This is a genomic window from Floridaenema aerugineum BLCC-F46, assembly GCF_041929345.1.
Classification (GTDB): Bacteria; Cyanobacteriota; Cyanobacteriia; order Cyanobacteriales; family Aerosakkonemataceae; genus Floridanema; species Floridanema aerugineum.
The window spans coordinates 1-19842 of record NZ_JBHFNQ010000131.1 but is presented as its reverse complement, the minus strand read 5'-3'; the positions used below and the strand labels follow the sequence as shown (position 1 = coordinate 19842).

General features: G+C 39.9%; 20 protein-coding genes. 13 read left to right on the top strand and 7 right to left on the bottom strand.

The window, feature by feature from the left end:
- Positions 1-245 precede the first annotated feature (245 nt).
- The 6 genes from ebsA to ACE1CC_RS17390 all read left to right on the top strand — a co-directional run bounded on the left by ebsA (position 246) and on the right by ACE1CC_RS17390 (position 3961).
- A complete protein-coding gene (ebsA, locus tag ACE1CC_RS17415) occupies positions 246-623 on the top strand; it encodes a type IV pilus biogenesis protein EbsA (RefSeq protein ID WP_073591439.1) in 378 nt (125 codons plus the stop codon).
- 46 nt (positions 624-669) lie between these two features.
- The gene (locus tag ACE1CC_RS17410) at positions 670-1761 is read left to right on the top strand and encodes a phosphotransacetylase family protein (protein WP_413271696.1); all 1092 of its coding nucleotides are present in this window, start codon (positions 670-672) and stop codon (positions 1759-1761) included.
- 72 nt (positions 1762-1833) lie between these two features.
- Entirely contained in the window at positions 1834-2337 is a 504-nt protein-coding gene (locus ACE1CC_RS17405) for a DNA recombination-mediator protein A (protein ID WP_413271695.1), read from the top strand.
- Between the two features lie 45 nt (positions 2338-2382).
- Positions 2383-2787: an MAPEG family protein gene (locus ACE1CC_RS17400; RefSeq protein ID WP_413271694.1), complete on the top strand. Its 405-nt coding sequence runs from the start codon at positions 2383-2385 to the stop codon at positions 2785-2787.
- 137 nt (positions 2788-2924) lie between these two features.
- Entirely contained in the window at positions 2925-3416 is a 492-nt protein-coding gene (locus ACE1CC_RS17395; RefSeq protein ID WP_413271693.1) for a YajQ family cyclic di-GMP-binding protein, read from the top strand.
- 50 nt (positions 3417-3466) lie between these two features.
- On the top strand, positions 3467-3961 hold the full coding sequence (locus tag ACE1CC_RS17390; RefSeq protein WP_413271692.1) for a YidH family protein: 495 nt from the start codon (positions 3467-3469) through the stop codon (positions 3959-3961).
- Positions 3962-4197: 236 nt separating this feature from the next.
- Here ACE1CC_RS17390 and ACE1CC_RS17385 read toward each other — a convergent pair whose 3' ends face one another.
- The 3 genes from ACE1CC_RS17385 to hemL all read right to left on the bottom strand — a co-directional run bounded on the left by ACE1CC_RS17385 (position 4198) and on the right by hemL (position 9664).
- Entirely contained in the window at positions 4198-4848 is a 651-nt protein-coding gene (locus tag ACE1CC_RS17385; protein ID WP_413271691.1) for an ester cyclase, read from the bottom strand.
- A gap of 152 nt (positions 4849-5000) precedes the next feature.
- Positions 5001-8024 carry an ATP-binding protein gene (locus tag ACE1CC_RS17380; protein WP_413271690.1) on the bottom strand — a complete coding sequence of 1008 codons (3024 nt, stop codon included), beginning with the start codon at positions 8022-8024 and terminating at the stop codon, positions 5001-5003.
- A gap of 341 nt (positions 8025-8365) precedes the next feature.
- Positions 8366-9664, bottom strand: coding sequence for a glutamate-1-semialdehyde 2,1-aminomutase (gene hemL / locus ACE1CC_RS17375; RefSeq protein WP_413271689.1), 1299 nt, complete (start codon positions 9662-9664; stop codon positions 8366-8368).
- Between the two features lie 123 nt (positions 9665-9787).
- Here hemL and ACE1CC_RS17370 point away from each other — a divergent pair, with 123 nt between their 5' ends.
- Together ACE1CC_RS17370 and hisIE are read left to right on the top strand one after the other, a co-directional pair.
- Positions 9788-10000: a ChaB family protein gene (locus tag ACE1CC_RS17370; RefSeq protein ID WP_413271688.1), complete on the top strand. Its 213-nt coding sequence runs from the start codon at positions 9788-9790 to the stop codon at positions 9998-10000.
- A gap of 126 nt (positions 10001-10126) precedes the next feature.
- Positions 10127-10774, top strand: coding sequence for a bifunctional phosphoribosyl-AMP cyclohydrolase/phosphoribosyl-ATP diphosphatase HisIE (gene hisIE, locus ACE1CC_RS17365; protein WP_413271687.1), 648 nt, complete (start codon positions 10127-10129; stop codon positions 10772-10774).
- 18 nt (positions 10775-10792) lie between these two features.
- Here hisIE and ACE1CC_RS17360 read toward each other — a convergent pair whose 3' ends face one another.
- The 4 genes from ACE1CC_RS17360 to ACE1CC_RS17345 form a co-directional block, all read right to left on the bottom strand.
- A complete protein-coding gene (locus ACE1CC_RS17360; protein ID WP_413271686.1) occupies positions 10793-11065 on the bottom strand; it encodes a DUF4926 domain-containing protein in 273 nt (90 codons plus the stop codon).
- Positions 11049-11237 (bottom strand): type II toxin-antitoxin system HicB family antitoxin, encoded by a 189-nt coding sequence (locus tag ACE1CC_RS17355; protein ID WP_413271685.1) that lies wholly within the window; start codon positions 11235-11237, stop codon positions 11049-11051. The genes ACE1CC_RS17360 and ACE1CC_RS17355 overlap by 17 nt, the downstream gene beginning before the upstream one ends.
- A 459-nt stretch (positions 11238-11696) precedes the next feature.
- Complete coding sequence (locus ACE1CC_RS17350) at positions 11697-13544, bottom strand: protein kinase domain-containing protein (RefSeq protein ID WP_413271684.1); 1848 nt, start codon at positions 13542-13544, stop codon at positions 11697-11699.
- Positions 13534-15498 carry an SPFH domain-containing protein gene (locus ACE1CC_RS17345; protein ID WP_413271683.1) on the bottom strand — a complete coding sequence of 655 codons (1965 nt, stop codon included), beginning with the start codon at positions 15496-15498 and terminating at the stop codon, positions 13534-13536. Before ACE1CC_RS17345 ends, ACE1CC_RS17350 begins: the two co-directional genes overlap by 11 nt.
- A 511-nt stretch (positions 15499-16009) precedes the next feature.
- Here ACE1CC_RS17345 and ACE1CC_RS17340 point away from each other — a divergent pair.
- The 5 genes from ACE1CC_RS17340 to ACE1CC_RS17320 all read left to right on the top strand — a co-directional run bounded on the left by ACE1CC_RS17340 (position 16010) and on the right by ACE1CC_RS17320 (position 19618).
- Positions 16010-16648, top strand: a complete 639-nt coding sequence (locus tag ACE1CC_RS17340) for a peroxiredoxin (protein WP_413271682.1) — start codon at positions 16010-16012, stop codon at positions 16646-16648.
- 108 nt (positions 16649-16756) lie between these two features.
- Positions 16757-17341: a Uma2 family endonuclease gene (locus ACE1CC_RS17335; protein WP_413271681.1), complete on the top strand. Its 585-nt coding sequence runs from the start codon at positions 16757-16759 to the stop codon at positions 17339-17341.
- Between the two features lie 51 nt (positions 17342-17392).
- The gene (locus tag ACE1CC_RS17330; RefSeq protein WP_413271680.1) at positions 17393-17935 is read left to right on the top strand and encodes a pentapeptide repeat-containing protein; all 543 of its coding nucleotides are present in this window, start codon (positions 17393-17395) and stop codon (positions 17933-17935) included.
- Positions 17936-18024: 89 nt separating this feature from the next.
- On the top strand, positions 18025-18999 hold the full coding sequence (locus ACE1CC_RS17325) for a cysteine synthase A (RefSeq protein ID WP_413271679.1): 975 nt from the start codon (positions 18025-18027) through the stop codon (positions 18997-18999).
- Positions 19000-19411: 412 nt separating this feature from the next.
- Positions 19412-19618: a hypothetical protein gene (locus tag ACE1CC_RS17320; protein WP_413271678.1), complete on the top strand. Its 207-nt coding sequence runs from the start codon at positions 19412-19414 to the stop codon at positions 19616-19618.
- The last annotated feature ends 224 nt before the right edge of the window (positions 19619-19842 follow it).

The following is a 19842-nucleotide window of genomic DNA, read 5'->3' as shown; positions in this document are numbered from 1 at the left end:
TTAGCGGCAATTTGGTAATTCTGCTGGGTAAAGTGGGGAATAATACGATCGGGTAAGACCTGACCCAAACAGCTGGCTCTGTTGTACTTATGGTAATTAAATCTACCTGATTACTTGGTAAAATGCTTGATGTGTAAGGAATTCTGGTCGTTGTGTACCCATCCCTAAAATCAGGATTTTCGACCACAAGTACAAGAGAACTATTCAGTTGAGTACCTATAATTAACGAGCAAAAAGGGAAATTTATGGATATTATTGAACAACTCCCGCCTGCCAATCCTCAAAGAGTAAATGTTTATATGCCATACTACCAAGGCAATAAGCGAACTTGGCTACCCAAGGCGATGAGCCTGTATGAAAAGGGTGTACTCGAAGGAAATCGTAAAATTGAAGGCGGTGAGAGCATTCCTTTTGTGGCAACTTGGAGTGTGGCTGCATTACCAGCAGATTTAACTCGTTGTCGGTTGCAGTTTGATGGTAATGCGGAACTCAGCTATGAGATGACTTTGGCAAATAATGAATTTGTTAACTTTCTTATAGAAGTGATAATGAATTTTAAGTCTACGCGGACTATTGATTTTTCCAAAAGTTTCTATCGTAGGCTGTTGCGCTTAGATGAATAAGAATGGGAAAACCACCTTTTAGAAAGTGATGAACAGGAGCTAGGGTGTGCCAAAATTTACGAAACATCTGCTGATTGGGTCAACAGAATCTTATAGTGGCAAGTCAGCAGTGATATTGGGGCTTGCCCATCAGTTGCAAGAAAGAAAACTGGATATTGCCTACGGTAAGCCTCTGGGAACTTGTTGGAATGAGCCACAGACTGATGCGATCGATGAAGATGTGAAGTTTTTGGCTCAAAGCCTGAATTTGCCATCAAATCGAATTAGACCAACGCTATTCTTCCTCTGCGAAGCTGCTGTAGCTAAACGCATTAGCGGCGAAGACAGTATAGATTACCCTGCCCAGTTGGCAAAGTATCTGGATGTGGCAGGTGGAGAGTTGGTGTTGCTAGAGGGGCCTGGTACTCTGGATGAAGGCAGTTTGTTTGATTTTTCTTTACTGGAGGCGGCTAATACTATTGATGCCTCGATCCTACTAGTGTCGCGTTGGCAGTCTTTGCTGTCGGTGCATAAGTTATTGTCGGCGAAGCGTCTGTTGGGCGATCGCTTAATGGGTGTTGTCCTTAATGATGTGCCAGAAAATCAAATGGAAATGGCCCAACAAGAAGTCCGCTCGTTTCTAGAAAAACGCGATGTTCCGGTGTTGGGTATTCTGCCTCGGAGTGCTTTACTCCGCAGTGTGACTGTTAAGGAATTAGTCAAGCAATTGAAAGCTGAGGTTTTATGCCGTAACGATCGCTTGGATTTACTGGTAGAAAGCTTGACAATTGGGGCAATGGATGTTAATTCAGCGCTGAAGTATTTCCGCAAAGGGCGGAATATGGCGGTGGTGACAGGGGGCGATCGCACCGAAATTCAACTAGCAGCCTTGGAAACTTCCACTCAATGCTTGATTTTAACTGGGCATATCCCGCCTTCAAGTTTGATTTTAAGTCGGGCTGAAGATTTGGAAATCCCCATTCTCTCTGTAGATCTGGATACTTTAACAACCGTCGAAATTATCGATCAAGCTTTTGGTCAAGTGCGTCTGCAAGAACCGATCAAGGTCGAATGTGTCCGTCATTTAATGGCAAAACATTTCGATATCGATCGGTTGCTGGCAAAACTCGACTTACAACCAGCGGTAACTTTGCCTTAACTGATTCTGATGAACTACTCGTCTCGACAGTTCTGTTAAAATAACTAGGTCGTTGTGTCTTCAACTTAATCCTTGAGTCAATCGCTGGACATTCCTAAATTTGATGAATTAGTCCAAGAACTAGCGACGATCCAACAAACAGGAGCGAAAAGAATTGCCCTGTTAGGTTCGCGCCACGTTCCTATTACCCATCAGCACTTAATTGAGATGATGAGCTACGCCCTAGTTTTGACAGGGAATAAGTTGCTCACTTCTGGTGCTACTGGGACAAATGCAGCTGCGATTCGCGGCGCAATGCGGGCAGATCCCAAGTTGTTGACGGTGATTTTACCTCAAAGCCTGGAAAAACAACCGCGAGAATCTCGTGAGTTGTTGGAACAGGTAATGCACTTGGTAGAAAAACCGGAAAACGATCATTTGTCTTTGGGTGAAGCTAGCGCTCTGTGCAATCAGGAAATTGTTTCCCGATGCCAACAATTAATTTGCTTTGCTTTTCACGATAGTAGGACACTTTTAAAAACCTGCGAAGATGCTGAGGAGCAAAGAAAATTAGTCACCTTGTTTTACTTTGATTAAGGTGCAAATCTGGGAAATAAATGAGGGCTGATGAGGTTGTTACCAATGTCAGGATCGATAATTTTTCTGTATTGCATTGCTGTAGCTATTGTTTTGGTTTATGTTCCCTTTTTGCTGGTGGCTTTTGCTCGTGTCAATTTGGGAACAGAAGCTTTAGCAACTCCTAGAGCTATGGTTGATAAGTTACCTGCTTATGCTCAACGTGCTACTTGGGCGCATCAAAATGGTTTTGAATCTTTGATGGTATTTGCTCCGGCAGCATTGATGGCATACATAACAGGTGTGAATTCGACTCTGGCAGTATATGCTGGGTTAACTTATTTGGTTGCCCGGTTGCTTTACTCGGTGTTTTACATTTTGAATGTACCACTGTTGCGATCGCTGTCATTTGCGATCGCAACTCTTTCCAGTGGCACTTTGATTGTGTTAAGTCTTTCCCAGGCTAGATGAAATTACTTGTTAGGTAATGGGTAATGGGTAGGAAAATTAGCAATAACAAATCTCTTTAAATGTTTAGGTTTGAAATTCTCAATTAACCACCAATTACCAATTACCAATCACCCCAAATTACCGTTCAGTTAGTTGTTATGGCCTCCACTTATTCGTTTGATATTGTTAGTGACTTTGATTACCAAGAATTAGTAAATGCGCTCGATCAAACTACTAGGGAAATTAGTAGTCGCTACGACTTGAAAGATACGAAAACCACAGTAGAATTAGGCAAGGAAACGATTACTGTTAACACGGATAGTGAGTTTACTTTAGATGCCGTGCATACAATTTTGCAAACAAAAGCAGCGAAGCGACAGTTATCTTTGAAAATTTTTGATTACGGCAAAGTTGATGCAGCCAGCGGCAATCGAGTCCGCCAAGAAATTAAACTCAAAAAAGGCATCAGCCAGGAAATTGCTAAACAAATTAGCAAGTTTATTCGCGATGAATTCAAGAAAGTGCAACCTTCGATTCAAGGCGATGCAGTACGAGTTTCTGCCAAAGACAAAGATGAATTACAAGCAGTTATTCAACGTTTGAAGCAGGAAGATTACCCGGTAGCGTTGCAATTTACTAACTATCGCTAATGTTGAAAGTTAGTTGGGTAGAATTTCCCAGCTAACTAGTATTAAAAACTATGGCTAATCCGGGAAAGATCGATCGCCAAAGAGAACACCAAGCTAATGAACGCACCTTTTTAGCTTGGTTAAGAACAGCAATTGCTTTAATTGGTTTTGGTTTTGCGATTGCTCGTTTTGGCTTATTTCTCCGACAAATAGAAATTTCCTTTACCGGGAAAAATGCTGTTCCCGATTCTTTTATTAATTCTCAACATTTAGGGATTAGTTTAGTAATTTTGGGAGTAATGGTAATTGCGTTATCTGTATGGCGGTACAACAAAGTTCTCCGACAAATTGAAGAAGCTGACTATAAACCTAGCCGTTTGATGGTGTTGTTAACTGCTGTAATTGTGATGATTTTGGGATTACTAACTATTCCTTTTTTGTTGTGGCGACATACCCCTATTCCTAATAAGTTAAACCCACCAAAGCGGAAAACAAATATTTCCTCTTTGGGGAATAAAACTTTAGTAAAAAAAGGTACATTAATTCGGAAAATGCTTGATTTATAAGGGATTGTAGGAGTGATTCATGAATCCCCCCTACCCAAAACGGCTCTCCCGTATTTATGGTGATAACAAAATCTTATTTAACTGTAGGGTGTGTTAGGCACGGATAACAAATTCAGCAATTCAACCAATAATTAAATTCCCGTGCCTAACGCACCGTTTTCAAAGTTTGTAACACTTATGAACATTTCTCACCATGAATCCGAAATAGCCGCAGTATTGGATTACGCCCTAAGTTTTTAGTGGCTAACAGGACATCCTCCATTAGTTAACTTAGTTAAGAAATTATTCGTATCAAAGAAATGTTCGACAGACTCAATCTTTAAGTCTTCAGTCACTTTAGCAATACTAAGACCAACAATTTCGATCGTTTCTCCTGTAGGTTGATGATCTTTGTAAGCCCCACTAAAAGTTCCCCAATGTCTCCATTTAAAAACAACATTAGGAGGCCCAGCAACAACTTCAATTAATTCCCAGAGAAAGCCATTAGGAAAAGCTGTGTGAAAAAGGTTGTAAGATGATTCAAAATTTTCCTCAGAAGCACGGTAGTGGTCGGAGTTTTCCAGAAACAGATTATACGTTCCCTGTTCTACGATATCTTCGGCAGTATATTCTTTCCCGCCATTGGTACTCATGCGGAATTTATCTGTAACCACAGATATCCATTGTTGAGGATTAGTTTTGAAAGATGCTTCCATTTCAAATGTCTTCACCAAATTATGGGCGATCGCATTCAAAGTTCCTTCGGCATGATTAGATTTACGTTCTTGCTTTAAGAAAGCATTCGTATGGGAATAGTCAGGACGTTCAGCATAGCGCCATTGCACGCCTTCATCATGTTTGAGAACTTCTTCGCGATCTTGTACCCATAGAGGTAAATCTTGACTCATAATCGTTAATACCCCCTGATTAGCTGTTGAATATTCCAGGTTAGTATAACAGATCTGCAAATCTGTGCTTTGAAAATATTATTAAATTTTAGTTATTATATTTTATAATATGCAATGTAAATTTTTGGGTAAAACTGATAGTTAATAAGGAATTATTTTTGACGAACAGGAATTTCAATAATAAATTCTGTTCCTTGACCTAATTCGGAGTTACATTCCAATTTACCATTGTGTTTTTCGACAATAATTGAATGAGAGATACTTAATCCTAAACCTGTACCTTTACCTACAGCTTTTGTCGTAAAGAATGGGTCGAATATTTTACTTTTGATATCTTTAGGCATTCCTCCACCATTGTCAGCAATACTAATGATGATTAATTGGTTTTTGGCTTGAGTACTAATAGTAATATTTCGCGGTTCTGGTTGAGTTTCTAAAGCATCTATGGCGTTAGCTAAAATGTTCATAAACACTTGATTTAATTGTCCTGGATAACATTCTACTTGGGGTAATTTGCGATAGTTTTTTATTACTGAAATCCCGGAAAAGTGAGGCTTGGCTTTTAGTCGATGTTCTAAAATCATGATTGTGCTATCTATTCCTTCGTGAATATCGACTACTTTCATATCAGCTTCATCTAAGCGGGAAAAAATACGCAAACTTTGGACAATATCTCTAATGCGAGTTGCGCCTACTTTCATAGAAGCTAATATTTTGGGTAAGTCTTCTACCAAAAATTCTAAATCAATTGCTTCTGCTTCCATTTGGATTTCTGGTGCTGGAAGTGGGTAATGTAATTGATAAAGTTTCAGTAATTTAAGTAAGTCTTGGATATATTGGGTAGCGGGTTGAATATTGCCATAAATGAAGCTTACCGGGTTATTAATTTCATGGGCGACACCTGCTACCATTTGTCCTAAAGAGGACATTTTTTCGCTTTGAATTAATTTGGTTTGAGTTTGTTGTAATTCCTGTAATGCTGTTTCTAATTGTTGGGTACGTTCACGACTTTGGGCGTAAAGTTCAGCTTGGTTAAGGGCGATCGCCAACTGTACCCCCACAGCTTCGATCAATTCTACTTCACTTTCAGTAAATGGGCGATTATTGTTAGTATGTCCAAAACTAAAAGCGCCAACTTTCCCGGATTGGGTTTGAATGGGTAAAATTAAAATTGAAGTATAACTTAAGTCTAAAAGAAATTCGCGCAAAATTGGATCTGGGCAAGTATTAACTTGATCAACTTGGAAGGTTTCCCGATTGAGAATTTTTTCACATAAAGGGCCAAGCACAGTTGCTTTGTATAATCCTAATATACTAGGTAAAAGTTCGTTTTTTGCTTCTTTAATACATTCCCAAGCTTGGGGATTACGATCGTAATGATACCAACCAAAAGCGGCGCGATCGATCTGTAATAAGTTACGCACTTCATTGACTGTAGTTGTTAAAATGCGATCGATATCTAAAGAGTTGCGAATTTGATTAGCAATGCGATTAATTAATGCTTCTTGTTGCGCTAATTTGCGGAATTGTGCTTCGGATTTTTGCAAAGCGATTTCGGCTTTTTTGCGTTCGGTAATATAAGTAGAAGTCGCAATAATTCGGTAAATTTTTCCTCCTGGATCTTTTAGGGGACTTAAAGTTGCCATTAACCAAACTTCTTCATCATCAACTATAGTACAACTTTCATAAGAAATAGGAGATTTAGCAGCTAAACATTTGTTAAATCCCTGGCGAAATTCGTTGGCTAAATGTGGGGGAAACAGTTCTTCAGTAGTTTTGCCAAAACTAGCTTGAGAACTAATTCCCGTAATTTTTTCTGTTGCTGGATTCCAACCAGCATAAGTAATATTGCCATTTTCATTAACATCAACGACACATATAATGTAATTAACGCCATCATAAATACTGGCTAAAAACTGCTCTCTTTCTCGTAAAGCTGTTTCGACTTGTTTGCGATCGCTAATGTCGCGCCCTTCGGCAATTAGTAATATTACTTTTCCGGTGCGATCGCGCAGTGGTTTCAGAGAAAAATCAATAGTTGCCACCTGATTATTTCCGCCCCAAACATCCACTTCATAACGGATTAATTCCCCTCTGGCTGCTTGGTTAATCGCAGATTTCAGTTGTTCTTGTACTGGGGATAAAATTTCATTTATAGTAAGAGATAACCGGGTAATTAATCTCTCTTCATTTATCCACCATCTGGTTTGCCAAAAAGGTTTGTTAACTACATCTAATAAGGAAACTTTAGCAAAATCTAATGCCGCTTGGTTGACTTCAATTAAAGTACCATCTGGTTGCAATAAAGCGACAAATTGAAATGATTGCTCAAAAATCGCTTGAAATTTAATTTCATTTTCTTGTAGGGCTTTTTGTACTTTTTTTCTTTGGGTATCAACTCTGGTTAAAAATCTAGCAGTACACCAAACTACCCAATTAAAAAAGATAATATTCAAGACACTCGATAAAGTAATGGCAATTTCTGGGGAATAGATATAACTGCGATAACCTATTAAGATTAACCAGCCGACAATTAATGGCATTGCGATCGCAATAGGAGACATCCGTCTTGCCATAATTCCCCCTGCATTTTCGCTAGTGAAAGTTCTGATCCAACCATATTCTGGAGAAGCAAACAAAATGCCCAAAGATAATAAGATAATCGCCATACTTGTAGGCAATAACATCGCAGTATAATAACCAAAGCCGTAAAACTGTTTTATTTGATAAGCATCGCCCAAAAAGCCAATTAAAGCGATGAGAAATGCCACTACGCTAAAAAATTGAGCCAAACTATAAAGCCTTCTCATTAACAGTAATAAGGCTAGGCCCAGAGAAATGAAAGCAATAGCTGTATTTGCTGCTAGATTTCCTGGAATCTTCCAGAAAACTACCCGAAAAAATAAGGGAAATACTTCTAATATTTCAACAAAAATTAGCAATACTAAACAGCTAAGAGGAAAAACTGCTAATTTACCTTTAATCTTTTTCTGATGCCATAACCACAATATTAACCCAGAGAAAAGTAAACCTAAACCCGGAACAATCATCAAATTTAAACAAAGGTAACAACCAAATAAAATGCTAATGACACAGCTAAATTTAGATAGCATTTTCAGTAATTTAATAAATTTGGAGAGTTTTTCTACATTTTTTTGTGCCACTGAATATGTCATTTTTTACTCTGATTATCGGCAGTAGTTTAGGAGATATGATAGTAGCAAAAGCACTTTTTAGAGAAAAATTGCCTATTTAGTTGTTTTACTATCATATAAAGCGATTTTATTAGTTCCTTGAAATAATTGATACCCGATTAAGTACGTAAAATTAAGAATTTGTAATGTAAAATTATAAATCGACAAATTACTTAAAAATACATAAAAATAAACCCCGCCTAGAGAGACGGGGTAGTGCCAAAAGATAAAGGGTGTGGTCAATCATTTGTTGGTTGAGGGGATAAGGAATTCCCAGTGTCCAGTCCCAAAACTAGGATTTTCCACCACAAGTCAAAGATATTTTAGATAGTAGAGAGAACTTCCTTGGCAGCTGCTAAAGTGCGATCGATATCTTCTTCCGTATGCGCCAAAGAAGTAAACCCAGCTTCAAATTGAGAAGGTGCCAAATAAACACCATGTTCTAACATTCCGCGATGGAAACGACCAAATTTAGCTGTATCCGACTTTTTGGCATCCTCATAATTATGCACTGGCCCACCAGTAAAGAATAAACCAAACATGGCGCTAATGTGACCGCCGCAAACAGCATGACCTTTTTCTTTGGCAATTTGCAACAAGCCATCACTAAGTTTTTTGGTAATCTTGTCCAAATACTCGTAAGTTCCAGGTTTTTGCAGTAATTCCAAAGTCTTAATCCCCGCCGTCATTGCCAAGGGATTGCCGGATAAAGTCCCTGCTTGGTACACTGGGCCAGCAGGTGCCACCATAGACATGATATCCTGTCTACCGCCATAAGCACCCACTGGCAAACCACCACCAATAACTTTACCTAAAGTGGTTAAATCGGGAGTAATGCCAAATTTTTCTTGTGCGCCGCCGTAAGCAATGCGGAAACCAGTCATTACTTCGTCAAACACCAGCAATGCGCCGTTTTCTTGGGTAATTACCCGTAAACCTTCCAAAAATCCGGCATCTGGGGGAATAAAACCTGCATTACCCACAACAGGTTCCAGAATTACTCCGGCAATTTCACCAGGGTTTTCGGCAAACAAAGCTTTTACAGCTTCTAAATCGTTGTAAGGTGCGGTGAGAGTGCTGCTAGTTGCAGACTTGGGAACGCCGGGGGAGTCAGGTAAACCAAGGGTAGCAACGCCGGAACCCGCTTTTACCAAAAACATATCGGCGTGTCCGTGATAGCAACCTTCAAATTTAATTACTTTCTCACGTCCGGTAAAAGCACGCATCAATCGCAATACCGCCATGCAAGCTTCGGTTCCAGAGTTGACAAACCGCACCATTTGAATGCTAGGAACGGCATCAATTACCATTTCCGCCAAAACGTTTTCGAGTACTGAAGGTGCGCCAAAGCTAGTTCCTTTTTCTAAAGCGTCATGCAGTGCTTTAATTACATCTGGATGCGCGTGCCCGCAGATTGCTGGACCCCAAGTTCCTACATAATCAATGTATTCATTTCCATCAACATCCCAGATGTAAGCGCCTTTAACATGATCAAAGACGATGGGTTGTCCTCCCACTGATTTGAAAGCACGTACAGGAGAACTCACGCCTCCTGGCATGATTTTCTGTGCTGCTGCAAAAATTTCTTCTGATTTGGTGGTTTTAAAAGAGGTAGTCACCAAAGCTGTCTCCTTAACTGTTAAGTCTTTGCCTGTCTTGGCTTTAAAGTCTGTCTCTAGTCAGATGCAACCGATGATTGACAATGTTACTCTTGCCTTACCTTCTCATCTACTCGTAAACCAAAAATGTTTTATAAGAGCAATCAAGATTTACCAGCAGATGTGCGCGATCGCCTTTCTGAAGCTGCACAAGAATTATACCGAGCAGCGTTCAATTGCGCTATTCATTGGTACGGTGAAGAGTCAAAAGCTCATCAGGTTGCTTGGTGTGCTGTAAGAACTCAAGCCGCAAATATTTATAATACTCTCGATCAAGGGTCAAGTCCTTTACTCGCTTAAGAAGGCAGTTTTGAGTTTTGAGTTAAAAATTCCCCTTGTCCCCTTGTCCCTAGTCCCTAAAAATAAAATTTTCTCATCAAAACCAGTTAGAATAAGCAATCTATTCTGCTTTTGTGACCGAAGTTTATGTCTGCTGATTTAACGGCTCTTAACCAGTCTATCCCGATCGAACAAATCCGTTACGACGAACGTGGGTTAGTCCCGGCTATTGTTCAAGATTACCTTGATGGTACTGTGTTGATGATGGCTTGGATGAATCGGGAATCTTTAGCCAAAACTTTGGAAACAGGAAGAACTTGGTTTTGGAGTCGTTCTCGATCGGAATTATGGCCTAAAGGGGAAACTTCTGGTCATGTGCAAAATGTAAAAAGTATGCGTTATGACTGTGACAGCGACGCATTACTAATTACTGTGGAACAGATTGGTGATATTGCTTGTCATACTGGGGAACGCAGTTGTTTTCATCAAACCAATGGCTCGAAGATTGCGCCACCTGCGGATACTTTATCACAGGTGTTTGAGGTGATTTGCGATCGTAGAGATCATCCCAATGAAGAATCTTATACTTGCAAGTTATTTGCGGGTGGAGATAACAAGATTTTAAAGAAAATTGGCGAAGAATCCGCTGAAGTAGTGATGGCTTTTAAGGATGATGATAAAGAGGGAATTGCTGGAGAAGTTGCCGATTTATTTTATCATACTTTGGTCGCTTTAGCCCATCATAATGTTGATATTAAAGCGGTTTATCGGAAGTTGCAAGAACGGCGGAGATAGGTTTAACTCCCTTCCTTTTTAGACTAATGTTAATTCATATTGCAACACAATCAGTTCATCTGCTTTCAAAATTGCCATTGCATATTCCCGCCCTTGGTTATCAGCAAATTCTACTAAATATTTGCTTTCATTTTCCGAATTGTATACTTCAACAACCGTCCCAACTAACCCAACGGGTAGACTGTTTATAGAAGTATACTCAGGTTCAACTAAAGTTAATCTTTCAGCAGAAATCGGATTGAGGAGAGCGACAGTATCAAAAAGTTGGAGGTTTTTATTCTGATTCTTCATTTTCCTGATTAGGATAAAATAAAGTTTCTAAGTAAAGTTCAACAGCTTCTTTGATATTTGCTTTCACTTCTTCTAAAGTATCTCCTTGACTTTGGCAACCCTCAAGTTCAGGAGAATAAGCATAATAACCATCTTCGTCTTTTTCAATGATAACGTTTACTTTGTAAGCCATATAAATTGTTCTCTCATTTCTTAGATATAACCTGGATACCCTAACCAATTTTATTTTAGCGGTATTCAGCTAAATAAACGGGCAGGATGCCCATCCCACAAGATATAAATTTTCTTGTAGGATGGGCATCTTGCCCGTCACTTTAAAATCTTGCCCGTCACTTTAAATCGTGAAAGATTTGATTATTCCGTTAACCAAAAACTATACTGTTGCTGGTTGGCCAAAAACCTTGCCTTTTTGAGGGAAATTGTAGGGACACGGCATTCAAAAGATAATGCAGGAGTTGCAAATATTAATGATGCCGTGTCCCTACCCTCACCAACAGACTTTTTCAGCAAGCCCTACTTAATATTTCTCTATGGTCAGTGTAGTAAAATTTAACAGGTACTAGGAACCGGAAAACTACTTAATGAGACAAGTAACTTTTCCAGTTTGTACTAACTATTTTCAGTAAATATACTAATTTCGCTTAGATAGTCTAATAGTCTTATCTTGGCTACCGCTAGCAATGAAACTGCCATCAGAGGAGATGACAACACAACTAACCAAATCTGTATGACCAACAAGCATTGCAATTTCTTTTCCAGTACTAACTTGCCACAATTTTACAGTTTTATCCCAACTTCCACTAATGAGAATTTGATTATCGGGGGAAAAGGTAAGTGCAGAAACTAACCAAGGATGTCCTGAAAGAATAGAATTGCATTGCCAAGTTGTGGTATCCCAAAGGCGAATTGTTCTGTCTTCGCCGCCTGTGGCTAGTAATTTGCCATCGGGACTAAATACGATCGCTCTCACCCCCCCAGTATGTCCAACCAAAGTACAAATTAATTCAAATTTTATTAAATCCCAAATTTGCACAATCCGATCGGAACTAGCACTTGCTAACAGAGGCGAAACTGGACTAAAAGCGATCGCATTTATCCCTAATTTAGCTCCCGATAATGTTGTTATCTGTTCTCCTGTTTCGGGATGCCATAATTTTACAGTTTTATCTGCACTACCACTGGCAAGAATTTTCCCGTCAGGACTGAATTCTAAAGCGCTGACAGCGCCATTATGACCGACTATTGTGTGAATTTCCTGGCGTTTTTGCAGATCCCAGAGCTTAATTTGGCGATCGCTACTTCCGCTTGCTAATATGTTCGGGGAATGGGGATGAAAAGCAACAGATTTGACTTTTCCTGTATGACCTTTTATGGTAAAAAATTCCTGTACAGACGTTTCATGAAACGTCTCTACAAAATTACAAATATTCCATAAGCAAATTGTTCGATCGTCGCTGACACTGGCAAGCATTTTATCGTCAGCAGAAAGAGCGATCGCATTAATCCCAGAAAATATCCCTCCATCACCGACAAATGTGGCGTAAGTTTCCCAAGTTTGTGTCGGAGGAGATACGGAAATCGGGATTTTTTTACCTCTGAGTTTTTGCATTTCGGTGAGTGCAACTTCAGCAGAAGGAAATCGCTTTTCTAATGTAGGTTCGATTAGGCGATCGAGAATTTGCGCCAAATCATATTCTACAGAACTTGCTAAATCTGACAGCCAATAATTGCGCCACACCCAACAGTTATTCGCCAAATCGAACAGGTGAAACGGACGAATTCCTGTTAGTAAATTCAGGCAAATAACGCCTAAACTGTAAAGATCGCTGCTGAAAACTGCCTCTCCTCTTACTTGTTCTGGTGCAGCATATTCAGCACTACCGATCGTAGTTTCTGGCACAACAAAAGAAGTTTCTGTCACCAGTTTTGCTGCACTAAAATCGACTAAAAATAAATCATTTAACGATTTTCTTTGAATAATATTCTCAGGTTTAATGTCGCGATGGATGATTTGATGGGAATGAATGAACTGGAGGAGGGGAAGTAAATTTTCCAAAATTTGCCAGACTTCTGTGGCATTAAATTGACCTTTTTCACCTAAAAGTGTTGCTAAATTTTTTCCGGTTATGTATTTTTGTACGAGGTAGAAATAGCCATTTTCGGCAAAACTGTCTATAACAGCAGGAATTTGGGGATGCTTGGTTAATTCTTTTAATTTGTCGATCGCATCTTCAAAAGTGCGATCGAGAACTTGCCAAAATTGTTTGACAACGCAAAGAGTAGGAGAATCTTCAGCCAAATCAAAGGCTAAAAATGTTTGTCCAAAGCCTCCCCTACCCAAAACTTTAACCGCACGATAGCGTTTTTTGAGAAGCAAAGTAGAGCCACAAAATTGACAGGTTAAAGAATTGTGATCGTAAATTTGTGACTCATTACAACTAGGGTTAAAACAAATAGCTTCTCTACCTTCAAGACTCATCTTCTACTTGGGAGATAACGATCGAACTCTGACCATTACTTTTACCATTACTTTGCAATTCTTTAGTTTGATTCCACAACAACATTCCCATCAAACCATCAACTAAACCTGAACCTTGGCTATTACCGCTAACAGCTACATCGGGAACAACTCGCACGTTGCGATCGCCAATCACCTGCATCAATTGTAACGCCGTGTAAGATTGCGAACCTAAAGCATTTACACCAGCTTTATAAGCATCCGCTTTCGCTTCTCCAGTGACGCGAATCGATTCTGCTTCCCCATGCGCTTCATTAATTTTTGCAGTCGCATGAAGTTCTGCAATATTAACACCTTGTTCTGCGGTAACTACTTCTTTTTGAATGTCCGCCAAAGCAGTTTCTCTGACTAATTCTTGACGCTGTGACTGCGCTACCCGTTGCACTTCGTAAGTTTTTTGTTGTTCTTCAGCGATTTTGCGATCGGTCAAAGTTTGCATCAATTCTGGCGGTGGCGAAATCAAGCCAATCAGCGTATCAACCGCTTGCACGTCATAAGCGCGTAATGCTTGGCGCACGTACTCGGCTGCTTCTGCTTGGCGTTGTGCGCGATCGACCAAGAAATCCAAAATCGTGTATTCTTGAGCAGAATTGCGGAAATAATTACCTACAATTGGACGCAAAACATGATCTACTAAATTCTGCATCGAACCCAAACGAGAAATTACTTTTGGTGCATCGACAGCAGCAACATGAATAATTTGGAAAACTTCTAAATCGAATGTAAAACCATCAAAAGAAAGCAACTTCAAAGCCACCAATTTAGAATCATAACCATGTTCGCCGCTGAATCGCGCCGTAAAGTTCAACACTATATTAGTTGTGGGAACTAATTCCACTTTCATAATTTTTGTGTTGAGGGGATGTTTACCGGGATATAAAGGTTCAATCCAAACGCCTTTATCTCCTTTATTAACTAAATTGCCGTGAGTAAAAGATTCGCCGCTGATATCTTCGTGCGATCGACCCACAAAGGAAATTACTACGCCTACATAACCGATCGGCACTTCCGTCATTGGAACTTGTTCCACCTTCACAAACCAAGGATTCAAATTCCAAGAACCCGATAGAATCACTTGTTCTTGTAAACCTCTACGTCCGCCACCATTGATAAAACTTTGTGCTTTTTGGAAATTATCATGTTGGGGAATTATCGGCCCAGCGATTTCACCTTCTTCAATGGGAATACCATCTAAAGTTGACACAATTCCCACCCGTTCCGGTTCAACTTTGTAGAGTTTCAACTGCTCCTTAGTCATTCCATGTTTAGCAGCACTGGCAGATGTAATTACCTCAAATAAAGCCGTATTAATCCGATAAGTTCCGGTAGTTAAAACAGCTAACTGCCGACCTTTTTCGCCTCCATGAGTCAGGAACCTGCGAGCATTTTGAAAATCTTCACATTCAATAACTTTGCCTAAAATTCGATTCGGTGGAATAGTTGTACCATCATTAGCAACAATTAAACCGATTTCATCTTGAGGAATAACGATAACTGGCTCTTTACGAATGCTATATTGCCAAGGGAAATAACCAAAATGCCATCCCGGTGGCAGGGTATCTGCTTGCAAACCCGCTTCACCATTAAGGGCAATTAATTTACCTGCTGGCAAACTCTTAGCGGCAAATTTTTTGGTAATAATTCCCACTTCTCTTTCGCCAATAACTATTAACCCTAAAATCCAACCAATTTTAGGTAAGAAAATCAGAATTACTACCACCCCGCCAACGGCATAAATCCACATTGGCAAACTGAATCCCAAATCAGCTTGCATCAACTGAATTTCTTCTGATTTGGGTTGTTCTTGGTTAGTTTGGTAAGGGGGGTTTGAGGCGATCGCACCCGCTGGTATTCCTGCCACCAACAAAGATGTTGCTAAAGGTAAAAACTTGTTAAAAAATTTGAACCGAGACATATATTTTCAATCTCCAATAAAAGTGGAAACTGTCCACTTGCAAACTAATACAATGCCAGCCCTACTTTTTACTGACGTACTTAATTAAGAATTGGGAAAGAATCAAAAAAATATGCAATCTTAAGCCTTAACTTAAACTTAATAATTAAGGCTATTTACCAGACACCTAGAGAGTATAAAGTAGATTCTAGCCTAACAAATTTTCTCAGCACATATAGTAGGGTGCGTCAGAGTCTCAAATCCTTATGTCATCGATCTGTAAACTTGTCTGACGCACCCTACAAGTTGATTTAAGTGTGACACGCAGCTTTAGTCCTGAAGTAGATTCTAGCCTAACAAATTTTCTCAGTTTGTCCATAGCAGCCTCTTAGCCGCCAAATTGTATCAAGAGTTACAAAAAACTTAACGAAAACATTAAAATATCTAAAATCCGGTCGGAAAGATCGGGTTTTATGGCATGATCGCAAAGTAAATGATTTTTGCGGTTTCAGCGCAGAGGAAACCAAAGATTATGGCGCTTAGACTAGGCGACACCGTTCCCAACTTTACTCAAGCCTCCAGCGAAGGCGATATCGACTTTTATAACTGGGCTGGAGACAGCTGGGTTGTCCTGTTCTCTCACCCCGCAGATTATACACCAGTTTGCACCACCGAATTGGGCGAAGTTGCCCGTCTCAAACCAGAATTCGACAAGCGCAACGTCAAAGTAGTAGCCCTCAGCGTGGATGATGTAGAATCGCACAAAGGCTGGATTGGCGACATTGAAGAAACTCAAAGTGTAAAGCTGAACTATCCAATTTTGGCAGATCCAGATAAGAAAGTTTCAGACCTTTACGACATGATTCACCCGAATGCTACCAACACGGTAACAGTTCGGACAGTTTTTGTGATTGACCCCCAAAAGAAACTGCGTTTGAGCTTTACCTATCCTCCGAGTACTGGACGGAATTTTGATGAAATTTTGCGGGTAATTGACTCTTTGCAACTGACAGATAATTACAGTGTAGCGACACCTGCTAACTGGAAAGATGGCGATGATGTAGTAATTGTGCCATCTTTGAAAGATCCCGAAGTTTTGAAAGAGAAATTCCCCAAAGGATACGAAGAAGTTAAACCTTATTTGCGGATGACTCCTCAACCAAACAAATAATTTTTAGTTTGGCTGAAGTTTGCATTTGAATTTAGATCCCCGACTTCTTGAAGAAGTCGGGGATCTGAGTATATAAAATGTTAGATAAGCAATTGAGGGTAATTAAATATGCTTTCTGAACAGATAGTATTGCGGATGCCGCCTGAATTGCAAATGACAGATGAGCAATTTTTTGAATTCTGTCAAATCAACCGCGACTTACAGATTGAAAGGAATAAATTTGGAGAATTGTTAATAATGCCGCCGACTGGTTCAGATTCGGGAAATAGAGAAGCTAGAATAATTCAACAATTGATGAATTGGGCAGATAAGGATGGTACTGGGATTGCGTTTTCTTCTAGTGCGGGATTTACTTTATCTACGGGCGCAGAGCGATCGCCTGACGCATCTTGGATAAAATTAGAAAGGTGGAATAGTTTAACCCCAGAACAACAACAAAAGTTTGCTCCGATTTGTCCAGATTTTGTAGTAGAATTAAGGTCGCCTTCCGATAATCTGAAACCTTTACAAGAAAAGATGGAAGAATATATGAGGGAACCGGGAATACAGTTAGGTTGGTTAATTGATAGAAAGAATCGCCAAGTTTATATTTATTGTCCAAATCAAGCAGTAGAAATTTTAGATAATCCTGAAACAGTTAGCGGCGATCGAGTATTGTCGGGATTTGTGCTTAATATGAATAAAGTTTGGTAGAAGAAGCGATTTCGCACCATTAAATCTGCCAATAGATTCAATCAAAAAATTATGAATGTCGAAGAATTAATCAACCGCTATACTGCTGGAGAAAGGAATTTTGCCGGAAGTGAACTAAAACCTGTAAGAGATTGGTCTAAGGTTTTAGAATACCTCAAATCCACAAACCCTAACTTCAAAGGATTTGACTTGAGAGGGATTAATCTTAGAGGGGCTGACCTATATTTAGCTTACTTGCCTGGTGCAAATCTCAGCGGGGCTGACTTAACAGGTGCCAACCTCAACCAAGCTAATTTAATTGGGGTTAACTTGACTGAAACAATTTTAACTGGTGCTAACTTAAGAGATGCAATGCTGGGAGGATCTAATCTAACCAGAACTTATTTAGAAAGTGCTAATTTGACTCGTACTAATCTCAGAAATGCTGACTTATTTCAAGCTAATTTAAGTTCATCTATCTTAATTGAAACTAACTTTGGTAGTGTTAAGAATTGGGATATGATTCATTTCGATCGCACTTTTTTTTGGAAAGTTATCCTACCTGACGGAACTGTAGAGGTTGGCCCTACCTACAAGAGTTATTGGGAAAAGTAAATCCTTTCTTATTGTTTTGCTTGTATAACTGCTCCTGCTAAACTGACAATGTTTGTTACCTAGCGATCGATCTAATCATAAATTTAAAAATGGACATCAAAAACGGCTTTGTAGGCACGATTGGCAACACGCCCCTAATTAGATTAAACAGCTTCAGCGAAGAAACAGGGTGCGAAATCCTGGGAAAAGCAGAATTTCTCAATCCAGGCGGTTCCGTGAAAGACCGCGCCGCACTTTATATTATTAAAGAAGCAGAAGAGAAAGGCTTACTCAAACCGGGGGGTACAGTAGTTGAAGGAACTGCGGGAAACACAGGTATCGGACTAGCGCATATTTGCAACGCCAAAGGTTACAAATGTCTGATTATTATCCCAGACACCCAATCTCAGGAAAAAATGGACGCATTGCGGACATTAGGTGCAGAAGTTCGTCCCGTTCCTGCCGTACCCTACAAAGACCCAAACAATTATGTTAGACTTTCCGGCAGAATTGCCTCGGAGATGGAAAACGCGATTTGGGCGAATCAATTTGATAATCTAGCAAATAGACTTGCCCATTACGAGACTACCGGAAAAGAAATTTGGGAACAAACAAACGGCAAAATTGATGCTTTCACTTGCGCCACAGGTACGGGTGGAACTTACGCCGGAGTCTCGATGTTTCTCAAAGACCAAAATCCCGATGTTAAAACCATTTTGGCAGATCCAATGGGTAGTGGATTGTACAGTTATGCCAAAACTGGAGAAATTAAAATCGAAGGAAGTTCTATCACAGAGGGGATTGGTAATAGTCGAGTTACAGCTAATATGGAAGGCGCACCCATTGACGATGCCATTCAAATTGATGACAAAGAAGCGATTCGGGTAATTTACCAATTATTACGCAAAGATGGCTTATTTATGGGAGGTTCTGTAGGCATTAACGTTGGCGCAGCTGTCGCTATTGCCAAAAAACTAGGCCCAGGACATACAATAGTTACAATTCTCTGCGATGGTGGTTCCCGTTATCAATCACGATTGTACGATCGAGAATGGTTAGCCTCAAAAGGACTATCACCAGATTAATCATTGGTCATTGGTCATTGGTCATTTGTTATTTATATCCCAGAAAAAACTCCGAAGAACATCTGTGTTTATCTGTGTAGCCTGCGGGAAGGCTACGCCTACATCTGTGGATATCTGTGGTAAAAAACAAATGTAAGCACCTCACCAAAAATACTGATGAACATCTGTGTTTATCTGCGTTCATCTGCGGTTAAAAAATCAGATTATCAGCGATTACCAGAAGTCTATTACAAATAACAAATGACCAATAACCAATAACCAATTAATAGTAGAAGGATATGGCGGTTTTGCAGATTATGTCAAAGTAGACTCGCGGTTTGCTTTTCCTATTCCTAAAGGCATAGAAACGGAAGCAGCAGAACTATTACTCTGCGGGGGGATTACAGTATACTCAGGTTTGCGCTATGCTGGGATGAGTTCCGGTCAAGAAATTGGTGTAATTGGCATTGGCGGACTGGGACATTTAGCGGTGCAATTTGCCAGTAAATTAGGCAATAGCGTCACCGTTTTTACTACTTCTCAAGATAAAGCAGAATTCGCCCATCAACTAGGGGCTAATTATAATGATTGTGGAAATGCTTTCAGTTGCCGATCGCTTCGGAATCAAGCCTATCATTGAAACTTTCCCTTTGCAACAAGCAAACGAAGCAATGCAAAAAGTCCGCGATAACAAAGTTCGCTATCGCGCCGTCCTCAAAGTTATTTAAGTACGTAGTTGCGCTTTAGCGCTCTTGTACGTAGTTGCGCTTTAGCGCTCTTGTACGTAGTTGCGCTTTAGCGCTCTTGTACGTAGTTGCGCTTTAGCGCTCTTGTACGTAGTTGCGCTTTAGCGCTCTTGTACGT